We start from the raw sequence: 12,374 nt of genomic DNA, 5'->3' as shown, positions 1-12,374 counted from the left end.
AATACGGTCTCGGAGTCTACCCACAGTGGGCGGCGACCGAAAGGACCAACTCTGCACTGGGGAAGGGGAATCCATGGTGAAATCGGTGATAGCGAATGTCTCCGATACGGCGCGCTGGGTCGCGGAGTATCGGGCCCGTGAATCCGCGCGGCCGGACGCGTTGTTCAGCGATCCGCTGGCGGCGGGCCTAGCCGGCGAACGCGGCAGGGTCATCGCCGATGAGGCCAAGCGGTCTTTCGGCAACGGCTGGTTCTTCATCGCGCGGACCAAGCTCATCGACGACCTCGTCGCGCGGTGCGTCGCCGACGGCTGCGACCGCGTCATCAACCTCGCCGCGGGCCTCGACACCAGGCCCTACCGCCTGGATCTGCCCGCGGAACTGGAGTGGATCGAGGTCGATCTGGCCGGGATCGTCGAGGAGAAGAACCGCGTCCTCGCCCACGAGAAGCCGCGCTGCAGGCTCACCCGCGTACCCGTCGACCTCACGGACGGCGAGGCCCGCCGCGCCTTCCTCAAGGAGGCGACACAAGGGGCGGATCAGGGGGCGGCACAAGGAGCTGCACAAGGAGCTGCACAAGGAGCTGCACAAGGAGCTGCACAAGGACAGCCGGGCAGAACCCTGGTCATCACAGAGGGACTTCTCCTCTACCTGTCCGAATCCGAGGTCCGTGGCGTGATGTCGGACCTGAAGTCGTCCGGAATCACCTGGTGGATCGCGGACATCATCAGCCCGGCCGTCGTCAAACTCTCCGACCGGGCCAGCAAAAAGAACAATGCGCCGGTCGTCTTCGGCCCGGCCAACGGAATCGGATTCTTTGAAGAGGCGGGCTGGACCGTCGAACGTTTTGCCTCGCAGTTGCCGGCGGCGGCGAAATGGAAGCGCCTTTCTCCCTTCATGCGACTTCTTTCCCTGTTCCCCCAGCCCGATCCGCGGCAACCGCGCCGGGCTCCGTGGTCGGCGGTGGTCAGACTCCGCAACGGGGCCGCCTGACGCAACTGACCCACCCCCTGCCTGATCACATCTCTACTGTTGGGACGTACAGAAATGCCCGAAATGCAGCAGGCAACTCCCTTCCGCCGCCTGGTGGTTGTCGTGACCGACGGCGAGACGGTCGGCCACGCGGCGGCCCGAGCGCTGACGGACCTGGCCGGAGCGCGTGGCCTCGACGTGCCCGTGAAACCGGCCGACGACCCGGCGAACGACGACTACCGCGAGGTCGTCACGCGCGGTCTGCGCTTCCTCGATCTGGTGGCCCCCGAGGACCGGTTCACGCTGCTCACGGTCGATTCACTGGCGGCGGTGGAGGCGGCGGTGAACGCCGCGACCGCGGCGCAGGGAGGGGCACAGGGCGGCCAGAAGTCGGTCCTCAGCCTGCTCCTGCTCGACCACGCCGACTACCGCTACCGCATGACCTCGCCCGACGAACTGAACGAGCAGTTGGCCAAACTGTCCCTGGCCATCGGCGAGTCGGCGGAGTTCGAGCCGAGCCCGTACTCGGTGCACGTCTACACCGACCAGGACGTGGAGAGCTTCTACTCGGTGGAACTCTTCACCCCGCGCTGGATGCCGGCGGAGCCCTGGGTGGTGGCGGCCGATGTCGCCTGCGCGTTCGTCGACTCGATCCAACTGCACAGCAACAGCCGTCTGCGCCCCGCGATGAAGCCGAGCAGCATCGCGGATTCGATAGCCGACTTCCTTACGGCGCAGGCGGGTTCGGCCTGGGGCCTGCACTACTACACCGGCTCCGGCGTCGCGACCTTCATCGACGACATCGAGCAGCGGGCGGTGAGCAACGGCAACCCGATCGTGCGCGGCCCGAGCGAGCACAGCCTGGCGTGCTCCGCCCTCGCCCGGTACACGCTCGACGCCGCGCCGTTCGCGATCGTCGCGACCAGCGGCATGCACGAGGAGTTCCGCGGAACGCTCGCCAACCACGTGGCGGTCGGCACCAAGGGCTTCATCGTCTGCTGCGACTCACGCACCGACCAGTGGCACCCCTTCCAGGGCACCATCCACCGCACGGAGGACAGCCGCCCGTCGCTGCTGGCCCGCGGCTTCCCGGTGGTGCACATCGCGAGGTCGGCCGACATCGCGGCAGGCCTGGCGGAGGCGTTCGAGGCGTACTCGGCGGGACGGGGCCCGGTCATGGTGATCGCGCCCCGAGACGTACTCCAGACGACACTGACGCCCGACGAACTGCCGAAGGTGCCGGAGCCGACGACTCGCCGGGTCGAGTCGGTCCGCTCCTCCGAGGTCGACGAACTGTCGAACCTCCTCAACACCGCACCCCGAAGGCTCCTGAGCCAGGTGGGACCGCTCAACGCCACGGCGACGGACCTGATGTACGAGCTGGCGAAGAAGGCGGGCATCGGCCTGGCCGACTCGGTCGCACAGCCCGGCACGGTGAACAGGTACCGCGACGGCAAGACCATCGACGAGTACATCGGAACACTGAGCATGTACGGCTACTCGCCGCGCGTCTACGAGTACCTGTACAAGGAGGGCGCACTGCGCCCGTCGGCCGAGCAGTCGGTCATGTTCATCGGCACGCAGATCCCCCAGATCGACACGCCGTTCTCCGAGTCGTCGCTGCGCCAGCTCGCCCCGATCCAGATAACGGAGCGGGAGATCGACAGGGCCCCCTTCACGGGCCTGGGCATCGTCGACGACATCGAGGGAGTCCTGCGCGCCCTGCACGAGCGCCTCGACGTGGACCCCGAGGTCTTGGAGCTCCGCCGCAAAGCAATCGCCTCAACGACGGACTCAGACGGAGACGTAATCGGTTTGCTGCCGGTCCTCCCGATGACAACGAACTACTTCTTCCGCCGCCTGCGAGGGGTCCTGGAGGGCCTCATCGAGGAAGAGGACTACCGCTACGTGGGCGTGTACGACATCGGCCGAGCCGGCCTGTCGGCGGTGAACACCCTGCCCCGCACGAGCCAGGGCTTCTCGGGCTGGTACGGCCGAGGCCTGATGGGCGACGGCCTGATGGCCCTGCCCGGAATCGCCACCCGCCGCGACGAGAACGTCATCTCCTTCACGGGAGACGGCACGGCGGCAATGGTCCCTGACATCCTCCCCAACCTGGTCCAGCAGATAGCGGTCGACCACTCGGCGTTCCGCCGCAACCTCACGGTCTTCCGCTTCGTCAACGGCAGCCACTCGGTCATCCGCACATACCGCGAAAGCGTCAAGCCCTCGGCAGTGAGCGGCCAGACGGGAGTCCTGACCTTCACCCCCGAGGACTACGACCGCGATTACGGCTCCCTGAAGGTCCGCCACCGCAGGATCGCATCGTTCGACGACGCACCTTTCGCCACCCAGCTCCAGGAGCCGGGAACCATCAATCTCTACTCGGTGATGGTGGGCCACAACAACGAGGGCGACGGCCTGAGCAGGTTCTCGTCCCTGGGCTGGCAGCGGGACGAACTCTCGCCGAAGGCAATCGCGATGGCAGGAGTCCAGGTGGCACCGCAGGCCTGACGACGACAACACAGCGGGAAAGGCAGGAGAAGAACCCCATGGAGCAACCCGGTACAGGCACGACCGAGGAGCTGGAGTCCCGAGTGATCACCCTCCTGGCGGAGGCGGTGGTGATGCCACGAGAGGACGTCGAGGACCCCCGCACCAACCTCCGCGAGGACCTGGGCCTCGACTCGATGGACTACGTGGACCTGATCACGGTCCTGGAACGCGAGCTGGGCCAGCGGGTGGAGCGGGAGCAGCTGGCGTACGTCAGGACGGTGGGCGACGTGGTCGACCTGGTCCGAGCACTGGCATCGAAGCGGGACGGGGCGGAGCCGAGCTAGCCGCTGTCACCGAGGGGCCGGACTCTGCACATCGGGGTCCGGCCCCTCGCTGTCTCGATCGGGTGGGCCCCGTCACGCGGCGTCGAGGGCGGCGGTGATCTTGTGGCTCATGTCGGTCATGGTGGGGCTGGGGCCGCCCTTGCGGGCCTGGGCTGCGGTTTCGAGGGCGATGGTGATGATGCCGCGGAAGTTGTCGGCCTGGGCCGGGTCCTGCTTCTCGAGGAGGGCCGTGGCGGCCGTCAGGGCGGGGAACACGTTGTCGGCGAGTTCGGCCACGGACGTGCCGCCCAGGTCTCCGATCTTGGACTTCTCGGCGAGGACGTAGCCGACGGGGCCGGTGGCGGAGGCCAGGGCTATGGAGCCCTGGGTGGCGATCTTGTGGGGCGAGCCGGCCGCGTCGGCGGCGGCCAGGAGCGAGATGGCCCCGTAGGCGGCGGTGCGGAGGGTGAGCTTGTCCTGCTCGGTGAAGGTGATGGTGATGGCGGACATGGTGGCGTGCTCCTTCAATTCTGGGCGGCCCCTGCTGGGGCTTCCCGGCGGGTGCTTGCTGCTGTTGATGAGCAAGACTCTGCCGGGGGGCCCTGACACCACACCCACAGCGCACTGACAGCGCCTGACATCGGACCCCGACTCCTGTCAGCCAGGCGCAGGCAGCATCCGGCCACACGAGGAAGAAGGAGAAGCCGGCATGGCGATTCAGCGGATGGACAACGTCGGCATCGTCGTCGAGGACATGGACGCCGCCATCGCGTTCTTCGTGGAACTCGGCATGGAACTGGAGGGCAGGGCGGAGGTCGAGGGCCTCGTCGCCGACCAGTGCACCGGACTCGACGGCGTCCACTGTGACATCGCGATGCTCCGGACCCCGGACGGGCACAGCCGGCTCGAGCTGTCGAAGTACCGCAGCCCCGCCGTGATCAGCACCGGGCCGCGCAACAAGCCGCACAACATCCTGGGCACGCACCGCGTCATGTTCGCCGTCGACGACCTCGAGGACACCATGGCCCGCCTGCGCCCGCACGGCGCCGAACTCGTCGGCGAGATCGCCCGGTTCGAGGACAGCCATCTGCTCTGCTACCTCCGCGGCCCGGAGGGCATCATCGTCGGACTGGCGGAGCAACTGCGCTGAGAAGGAGCAGCCGGACGAAACGGCTGCGCCCAGCGGCATCCGCCTCCACATACGCCAAGACCCCGTCCTCAGCGAAACCGCTGATGGCGGGGTCTTCGGGCACCTAATCCAAGGTGCCCCCGGCAGGATTCGAACCTGCGCACACGGCTCCGGAGGGCCCTTCAGTCCCAGCAGTATGCGCAGGTCATAGCCTCCCATGCTGCTGACGAACGACGGCTCGTCCACGAATAGTCCACGGGGAGGCCATGTGTACTGGAGATCATCATTCGAAGGCGTCCAGGAGAGTGGTGTTCCCGGTAGTGGTGCGGGGGGCTGGTCAGTACCCGCCTTCCACGGACTGGAACGGATCAGGGTGGCTGGCCGGCGGTCTCCATCAGGACCACGCACCTTCGCCATTCCATTGATGCCCGCTTCAAGCAACGCGCGCTTCAGCCCTGGTGAGTGCGTCACGTGGTGGAAGGGGTGACCGTCGAGGACAGCTGGCTTCGGATCCTTCCCGCTCGCGTAGCGGTACACCTGGCCTACACGTAGCTTCTCGCTCATAACCAGTCCTACCCGCACCGGTGCTGCACGATGATCTTGTGTTCACGCTACTGGACGTTGCCTCACCCGTATCCAGTATCTGACCCAGGGCAGTGGACGGCATGGAGAGCTTCGGCGAAACCGGCACAAACAGAGCAGGTTGTCGGTACCGTTCTCCCGGACGCTGAAACTGAAAGGGTGTTAAGTGAACACTGATGCTCCCCGGTTGGAGATTCGTTTTCGTGGTCGAGTCATTGAGCATCTCGGCATCGACATGTATCAGTCGCCGGTAGCGGCCATTGCGGAGTTGGTTTCCAATTCATGGGATGCGGATGCCGGAGAGGTATCTATCTCGCTTCCGGATAATCTGGTAGACAGCGCCGGAATCGTCATTGCGGACAATGGTGAGGGGATGACGCTCGTACAGTGTCAGGATCGATACCTGAATGTCGGATATGACAGAAGGAAGGATAGGGCAAGTGATCGAACTCTAGCGGGCCGTCCAATGATGGGAAGGAAGGGGATCGGTAAGTTTGCTGGTTTTGGTATTGCGCGGTTTGTGACGATTGAGACCATCAGCAAGGAGACTGGGGAACGTACAGTTTTCCGTCTTGATGCCAATCAGCTGATCGAAGATGCCGACAGCTATGCCGATGATGAACCACTCACTGTTGATGTACTGGAGTACGAAGGGAGTAGTGAAGGTCGACGCAAAAAGCACGGCACAAAGATCACTCTCACCGGACTATCGCTGAAGAAAAAACCGAACGGCGATCAGTTCCGCAGCAGTATGGCCAGACGTTTCCTGCTGTTGGAGCGTGCTGATGAGTTCAATGTGACCGTCAACGGGACGCAAATTGCTGACTCTGAAGTGATGGAGAAGATCGAGTTCTATTTTCCTCGTGACTATACACAGAAGCAGATGCCGGAGGGTCTTACTCTTGATGGCGACTGGGGTGTAGAGGAGCTACCAAACGGAAACCGAGTTCGCTGGAGATTTGTCTTTTATAAGGAGCCGATCAGCGAGATTGAACTCGCCGGAGTTTCGGTATTTAGTCACCACAAGATGTCGCAACGTCCATTCTTCTTCAATCTCAGCGGGGGTCTAGGAGGGCAGCAGGCAACAAGCTATCTATCTGGTCGAGTTGAGGCAGACTATCTAGATGAACAGCCTAGCGACCTGATCTCGACGGAGCGCCAAAGGGTCAACTGGGAGGCGGAAGCAGCTCAAGATCTCTTGGAGTGGGGACAAGCGCGTGTTAGGTCCCTTCTTCGCCTTTGGCAGACCAAGAGGTCTCAAGTGAAAGTCGATGCCATGCGTCAACGCATGGCGCCATTCTCTGTGAGACTTGGACAGCTCGAAAAGCCTGAAAGGAAGGTCGTAGAAAGGGCGCTGACGTCGATCGCCCGCATCCAGTCTTTGACCCAGGAGCAATTCGGAAACTTGGCTGAGGCTATGCTTACCGCATGGGAAGGCGGAAGGCTAAAGGGACTCATCGGTGACCTGTCAGAGGCCGACGAGATGGATGCTGATTCTCTCGTGCAGATCCTGGTGGAATCTCGGGTCATGAACGCCCTTCACGCTGCTGAGCGAGTGAAGAGCCAGCTGAACCTCATCACTGGCCTTGAAGAAAGGATCAAGAATCGAACGCTTGAGAATGAAGTGAGGGATTACATCGCCCAGAACCCTTGGCTAATTTCTCCGCAATGGGAAACGTTCCGTGTCGAGAAATCTGTCAAGGGTTTGGTTGAAGAGGTAGCCAAGCAAGCATACGGAGATTACTGGAATGCGAGGATGGATCTGGTCCTTTCGTCTGGCAGTCAGCTCCTAGTGGTGGAATTCATGCGTCCTGGCATTCGAGTGGATTGGGATCATCTCAACCGCTACGAGCGCTACCTCATCAATCTGGAGAACGCGACCCTTGCGCGAAACTCCGAGTTTCGGAGCGTTACCGGCCTATTGGTGGCCGACAAGATTGAAAAGGCTCAAGACGTTCTCACTAAGATTGAAGACATGCGCCCCCGTGGTCGAGATGCGACTGACTGGGAAGGGCTTTTGGGGCGCGCGAAGAAGCAGTGGGAAGAGTATTTTGACATCCTGTTCAACCGCGCCCCTGACGACGGCCGAATGCAGAGATTGGCTGAGGGCTCCAGCCAGGATGCATGATCAGCTGGTGTGCTGCCCGGCCCCGCCGGCTCCTAGTGGTGGAGACTCGCGCAGCGTGACCTTGAGTGATGTGTGCTCAGTCGCAGTCATCTAGATGCGAACTACGGGCGGTGCGGTCGCTAAGGTCTGCTGGGCTGGTCAAGCGGGTCGCGAGGGGTGTGGATGGTTGCTGCTGGCCAGCGTGGTTGCTGTACTTCGCTGCTGTACGGCGATGGCTGACTCGTCATGTGATCTTGCGTCAGATTCCGTCTGGCGATCTAATAACCTGCCGTGGATTCAGGGATAGCGGCAGTGATCGGCGCCGCAGTAGGTGCGATCGGTGGACTCGGCGGCAGTATGTTCACGATGCTTGGGCAGCGTGGGCAACAACGTGCAGATCGGGCCCGTTGGCGCGATGACATGCGACGTCAGGCGTATACGTCACTACTGGACTGCTGCGAGCGGCTCACGGCTGGTTGGTGGGTAGCGGCTGACACCTTGCGATCCGACAGTGGCGACGAGGAGTTGCGGGAGGAACGTTTTCTTCACGCCCATGAGCTATGGACTGAGTTCACGGCTGCCGTAGGTGCAGTCTCTGTCGCTGGGCCTCGGCAGGTGACTGAGGCCGCGGAGTCTCTCATCGAGGCCGTGTATGAACTGGACGCAGCGGGGACGGCTTGGCGCGACGCATTGCGGAAGGGCCGGCAGCGAGGTCTGTCTAGTTGGGCTGTGGAATTCGATACCGCGATGAAAGCGATACAAGCTCCGAGAGCAGCCTTTCGGCAGGCCGTCCGGGAAGCTCTCGATACCGACTAGCACAGCTTGCTACACGGGGCCGACGGTCTCTCAATGACCGAGTCAGCCGGTGGGGCGCCGTCCCGGTTGAGGACGGCGCCGCACAGTACACAGGCTTTGAGGTCTGGCCTCATCTTTACCAGGTCGACCACGTCGACCCTTCAACCGTGCTGAACTCCCGTAGTGCCGGGGCTGACCTTCCGCTGGGGTGCAGCCTTGACCGGCAGTGTTCGCGCTTGTTGGTGTCATCCGCTGATGTCAGAAAGGCGGGTGCTCTTGACGACTCAGCCAAAAGTCATCCGCTCGGCCTCTTCACGGCAACGCTTCACAGTCGGCGGTTCCTCCGGGAGCTTTTCCCCTCGAAGGTGTGCGCCTATGCACGCACCAGCATCATCTACCGCGATCCAAACAGGGTGTCCGGGGCCTGCGTCAAGGCTGTCCCAGTACCACATGATTTGTGTCGCGCCCTTCAGTCGGGCACGCAATTCTGCCGAGGCGAGCACGAAGATAAAGGTGTCGATCGTGTGGATGTGGCGACGTAGCTCAGTAATCGGCTCCGGCGTCTCGTAGCCGGGATAGGGCAGGTCGGGCGGTAGGTCGCTCGTCAAGCTGTCCTTCATGTGGTGAATGGAGATCAGGGCTTGCCGAATCTCTCGGGTCGCCTCCTCCTGCCGAGCCAGCAGCCGCTCCGCTTCAAGGCCTTGGCGATTCTGCCGGTTCGTCCAGAGTGTCGTCCAGGTGCTCCCGCCTAGACCCAAGACGACACCAACGAGCCCAATCAACGCCTCTTGCACAACTCTCCCTGGACTGAACGATCGACAGCGCTCACATGCTGCCAGACTCCGCACGCGGTCGGTGGAGCGGCTTTGGGCCCCGACCTAAGCCGGGGCCCTTGGTGCTCAGCCCTCGTAGTCGAGGAACTCGCGCGGGTCGTAGCCGGGGTACTCGTCGGGGCAGAGAGTGACGTCCTGAGGGTCTTCGGCGTACGGGTTGGGAACCAGGCCGTCCTCGCACTGGGGGTTGGGGCAGGTCATGGTGTGCTCCCTAGGTCGGTGCCGTTGTCCTGATGGGCTTCGCCCGGCACGGTTCTGGGAGGGCGCACAAGGTGGAGCACCCCACTGTCTGAACGATCTTGGCGCCCTCCCAGGTTCGTGCTGCCCTTGGGCATCAGGTCAGCGGTGCCGACCGGCCGTCACCATGACCTGCCCCAACCCCCAGTGACTGGCCAGTTCCCAACCCGTACGCCGACGATCCGACCCACACTCGGCCCCGACGAGAACCCCGGCTACGACCCACCACTCCACCCACCTCCGCACCACCCTGCACCCGCAGACAGGCACGCGGTCGGTGGAGCGGCTTTGGACGGGAGCTGCTTTGGCGCGAGTGATCAGGGCCTCTTAAGCTTCCGGCGAGTCGGGCAGTTGTGGACCTGCCCGGTAGAGCACGACGTTGAGGCCCTGATCTTCGAGGCTCGCGCCAAAGTGGCTGTCTAAAGCCGTTCCACCGACCGCCCCAGCCACGGGGCAACGGCCCAGGTAGTGGGTTTGCCCGCCGGGTACCGCCGCCGCGATCCGGCCTTGTCGGTAACACAAAGCGTCTGTGGCCTGCTGTGCGGCAATCCCCTGTGCCCTATGGCCCGGTGCTGGGTTTTGGCCCCTTGGGGTGGGCGACGGACGGACGGCGCCCCGCGTTGCTGGCGTAGACATGGCCACGCGGGGCGGCGGCCGGCCGGCGCCCTGCCCCCTTGTCGGGGCCCTCGGTTCCTTGGATTGATCCCCTTCGGGGGCGGCTCGGGTCTGGAGGGCTTAATGGGGGTGTTCTTCGGCGTGCGCTTCTCGGCCCTACGGATCCTGCTTGGCTCTTTTCCCTTCCCTAGGTCGGATCGCGGCGGCGGTACCCGGTGGGCTTCTCCCGCGTCACCAGGGACGGAAGCCTAGGCAAGGGGTGGTTGAAGCTCGCGGCTGACTCTGGCGGTCGCGAGCGCAGCGAGCCTTGATGAAGTAGGGAAACTCTGTCCGCGCCCCTGCTCCGGAGCGGCTGATGCCGGGCTGTCCGGGTATGGCCTGCGTCAGCTACGGTGCGAATCATGCTTACTGCACTGGACACGCCTCAGGGTGCGGCTCAACTGGCTGAGTCCCTGTTGCCCCCGCTCGGTAATCGCTGGTTGCACACGCAGGCCGTTGCCGCTCGTGCTCGCGAGGCTTCGCCGGCAGTTTCCGATGCTGACCGCGATCTCCTCGTGTCCGCGGCCTGGCTGCACGACATCGGGTACGCACCGGAGTTGAGGCAGACCGGCTTTCACCCCCTTGATGGGGCTCGCCATCTAGAGGCCCTCGGTGCACCGCTTCGGCTCGTCCGGCTCGTTGCACATCACTCGGGTGCCGTGTACGAGGCTGAGCAGCGTGATCTGTCAGCGGAGTTGGCAGAGTACGAGCGGGAGGACTCTGAAGTTCTGGACGCCCTGATCTACTCCGACATGACGACTGGCCCAGCAGGGCAGTCCTTCGACTTCGACCGTCGGATGGATGAGATCTTGGTGCGCTACGAGCCGGGGAGCGAAGTCCACACCGCGATCACCAAAGCACGGCCCTACCTGAGCGCGGCGGTTGAACGGACGCTCGCGCGCCTCAACGCCGCTGCGTGATCAGCCGATGTAGGGCGTTGGCCGGCTGCTCAAACCATGCTCGATCCTCATCCGCATCGACGGATGGATGTTCAGGTCCGACAGCCGCGCAGGTGGGATGAAGGCAACTTCTTTGCTCTCGCTACTCGTGCGGAGATCTCCGCCGGTGATGCGTGCTGTGAAACAGATCGAGAATTGTTGGCGGACTTCGCCATCGTCGTACGCCATGACGTGTCCGGGGTTGGTGTAGAGGCCGACCAGTCCGGTCACCTCGATGTCGATCCCGGTCTCTTCCTTGGTCTCGCGTACGGCGGCATCGGCGACTGACTCGCCGACCTCGACACCCCCGCCGGGCAGTGCCCACAGATCGTTGTCGGTCTTGTGGATGAGGAGAACTTCGCCGGCCTCGTTGGCTGCCACGGCAACCACGGAGGGGACGATGCTGTTCGCCTTCGGAGCGTTCGGATCATTGACGTAGTCGACGCGAGCCATGTCTCCAGCGTCGCACGTCCGTCCTGCGATCACCTCTACGCGGGACGGCCACGCTCCCAGGCGTAGTCGAAGCTGCGCATGTAGTGGCGAAACGTTCGGGCTCCTGGCAGGTAGCGGAAGTGCAGGACCGGGTTCTGTCCGGCGGGCGCACCAAGAACGTGCGGGTTCACCAAAACGTCGTCGTCGAAGCGATAGATCGAGTTGTACAGGATCGTGTCGTGGAGGCGGAGTTCGACGCCAGGGACGCTGCTCGCCGGCTCAAGGTACCGTCGCGTGATCCGGGCGCGTGCTGCCAAGTCGCTGCCGATTCCTTCTTCTTCACCGCGCTGCTGAATCATCGGCGCTTCAGGGTCTCCGAGGAGGACACGTATCTGAGCCCCGGCGCGGGCCTTGTCGGCCAACTCGTCCGGCAGGTCGGGATGTCCGTCGAAGAGGAACAGTCCCGCGTACACAAGGATCTCGACCTGGCTCGTCGCTCCTTCGATCAACGAAGACCATAGGGAAGCGGGGACCGCGCCACGGTGCGGGTAGTACGTGATCAGTTCTGACGTGCTCGCTGTCTCCGCTTGCTTCTCGACGGTGGGCCAGAGGTAGACCTCGTCGACTCCGAGGAACTTCGATGCCTTCCACCGATGATTGCGGTGCGGCGTGCGGTCCTTGGAGATCCAGCGCTCGACGCTCTTCGGGTCGATACCTACGTGTTCGGCAAGGGTTTGAAGGGTCTCGTCCTTGGCGGAGATCGCCGCACGTAACCGTTCGTTCGCCATGTCATCTCCCCTGTGAACAAAGGGACTTGAAGACCTAGGGACGTTTCGAAGATAGCGAAGACGTCCCCAAAGGTCCATAGGGCCGGTGCT

The 12,374-nt window shown here is 63.5% G+C and carries 11 protein-coding genes; 6 read left to right on the top strand and 5 right to left on the bottom strand.

Annotation, left to right across the window (positions count from 1 at the left end):
• Positions 1 to 25 precede the first annotated feature (25 nt).
• From AB0G47_RS11625 to AB0G47_RS11615, 3 genes are all read left to right on the top strand, one after another.
• Positions 26 to 991 carry an SAM-dependent methyltransferase gene (locus AB0G47_RS11625; RefSeq protein ID WP_360767241.1) on the top strand — a complete coding sequence of 322 codons (966 nt, stop codon included), beginning with the start codon at positions 26 to 28 and terminating at the stop codon, positions 989 to 991.
• Between the two features lie 63 nt (positions 992 to 1,054).
• Positions 1,055 to 3,484: a hypothetical protein gene (locus AB0G47_RS11620; protein ID WP_360767239.1), complete on the top strand. Its 2,430-nt coding sequence runs from the start codon at positions 1,055 to 1,057 to the stop codon at positions 3,482 to 3,484.
• A 38-nt stretch (positions 3,485 to 3,522) separates the two neighbouring features.
• A complete protein-coding gene (locus AB0G47_RS11615) occupies positions 3,523 to 3,810 on the top strand; it encodes an acyl carrier protein (protein WP_360767236.1) in 288 nt (95 codons plus the stop codon).
• Between the two features lie 72 nt (positions 3,811 to 3,882).
• On the opposite strand, the gene AB0G47_RS11610 is transcribed toward AB0G47_RS11615, so the two are convergent.
• Entirely contained in the window at positions 3,883 to 4,299 is a 417-nt protein-coding gene (locus AB0G47_RS11610; RefSeq protein ID WP_360767234.1) for a hypothetical protein, read from the bottom strand.
• A 199-nt stretch (positions 4,300 to 4,498) separates the two neighbouring features.
• Between AB0G47_RS11610 and AB0G47_RS11605 the strand changes: the two genes are divergently transcribed.
• Together AB0G47_RS11605 and AB0G47_RS11600 are read left to right on the top strand one after the other, a co-directional pair.
• Positions 4,499 to 4,939: a VOC family protein gene (locus AB0G47_RS11605; RefSeq protein ID WP_360767231.1), complete on the top strand. Its 441-nt coding sequence runs from the start codon at positions 4,499 to 4,501 to the stop codon at positions 4,937 to 4,939.
• Between the two features lie 727 nt (positions 4,940 to 5,666).
• Positions 5,667 to 7,628, top strand: coding sequence for an ATP-binding protein (locus AB0G47_RS11600; RefSeq protein WP_360767228.1), 1,962 nt, complete (start codon positions 5,667 to 5,669; stop codon positions 7,626 to 7,628).
• 1,058 nt (positions 7,629 to 8,686) lie between these two features.
• Here AB0G47_RS11600 and AB0G47_RS11595 read toward each other — a convergent pair.
• A complete protein-coding gene (locus AB0G47_RS11595; protein ID WP_360767225.1) occupies positions 8,687 to 9,196 on the bottom strand; it encodes a hypothetical protein in 510 nt (169 codons plus the stop codon).
• Between the two features lie 105 nt (positions 9,197 to 9,301).
• Entirely contained in the window at positions 9,302 to 9,436 is a 135-nt protein-coding gene (locus tag AB0G47_RS11590; protein ID WP_360767222.1) for a hypothetical protein, read from the bottom strand.
• 1,052 nt (positions 9,437 to 10,488) lie between these two features.
• Between AB0G47_RS11590 and AB0G47_RS11585 the strand changes: the two genes are divergently transcribed.
• Positions 10,489 to 11,046, top strand: a complete 558-nt coding sequence (locus AB0G47_RS11585; RefSeq protein ID WP_360767219.1) for an HDIG domain-containing metalloprotein — start codon at positions 10,489 to 10,491, stop codon at positions 11,044 to 11,046.
• Here AB0G47_RS11585 and AB0G47_RS11580 read toward each other — a convergent pair whose 3' ends face one another.
• The gene (locus AB0G47_RS11580; RefSeq protein WP_360767216.1) at positions 11,047 to 11,517 is read right to left on the bottom strand and encodes an NUDIX domain-containing protein; all 471 of its coding nucleotides are present in this window, start codon (positions 11,515 to 11,517) and stop codon (positions 11,047 to 11,049) included.
• Positions 11,518 to 11,552: 35 nt separating this feature from the next.
• Positions 11,553 to 12,284 (bottom strand): helix-turn-helix transcriptional regulator, encoded by a 732-nt coding sequence (locus tag AB0G47_RS11575; RefSeq protein WP_360767213.1) that lies wholly within the window; start codon positions 12,282 to 12,284, stop codon positions 11,553 to 11,555.
• Positions 12,285 to 12,374 lie beyond the last annotated feature (90 nt).

Origin of the sequence: Streptomyces sp. NPDC021622 (assembly GCF_040640795.1) — a bacterium.
In the GTDB taxonomy this organism is placed as follows: domain Bacteria; phylum Actinomycetota; class Actinomycetes; order Streptomycetales; family Streptomycetaceae; genus Streptomyces.
Note: the sequence above shows the minus strand (reverse complement) of the source record. Positions and strands in the feature narration are given on the sequence as shown.

Coding starts and splice junctions, on each gene's coding strand:
- AB0G47_RS11620 (WP_360767239.1), top strand. CDS start 1,055: ATGCAGCAGGCAACTCCCTTCCGCCGCCTGGTGGTTGTCGTGACCGAC.
- AB0G47_RS11615 (WP_360767236.1), top strand. CDS start 3,523: ATGGAGCAACCCGGTACAGGCACGACCGAGGAGCTGGAGTCCCGAGTG.
- AB0G47_RS11610 (WP_360767234.1), bottom strand. CDS start 4,299: ATGTCCGCCATCACCATCACCTTCACCGAGCAGGACAAGCTCACCCTC.
- AB0G47_RS11605 (WP_360767231.1), top strand. CDS start 4,499: ATGGCGATTCAGCGGATGGACAACGTCGGCATCGTCGTCGAGGACATG.
- AB0G47_RS11590 (WP_360767222.1), bottom strand. CDS start 9,436: ATGACCTGCCCCAACCCCCAGTGCGAGGACGGCCTGGTTCCCAACCCG.
- AB0G47_RS11585 (WP_360767219.1), top strand. CDS start 10,489: ATGCTTACTGCACTGGACACGCCTCAGGGTGCGGCTCAACTGGCTGAG.
- AB0G47_RS11580 (WP_360767216.1), bottom strand. CDS start 11,517: ATGGCTCGCGTCGACTACGTCAATGATCCGAACGCTCCGAAGGCGAAC.
- AB0G47_RS11575 (WP_360767213.1), bottom strand. CDS start 12,284: ATGGCGAACGAACGGTTACGTGCGGCGATCTCCGCCAAGGACGAGACC.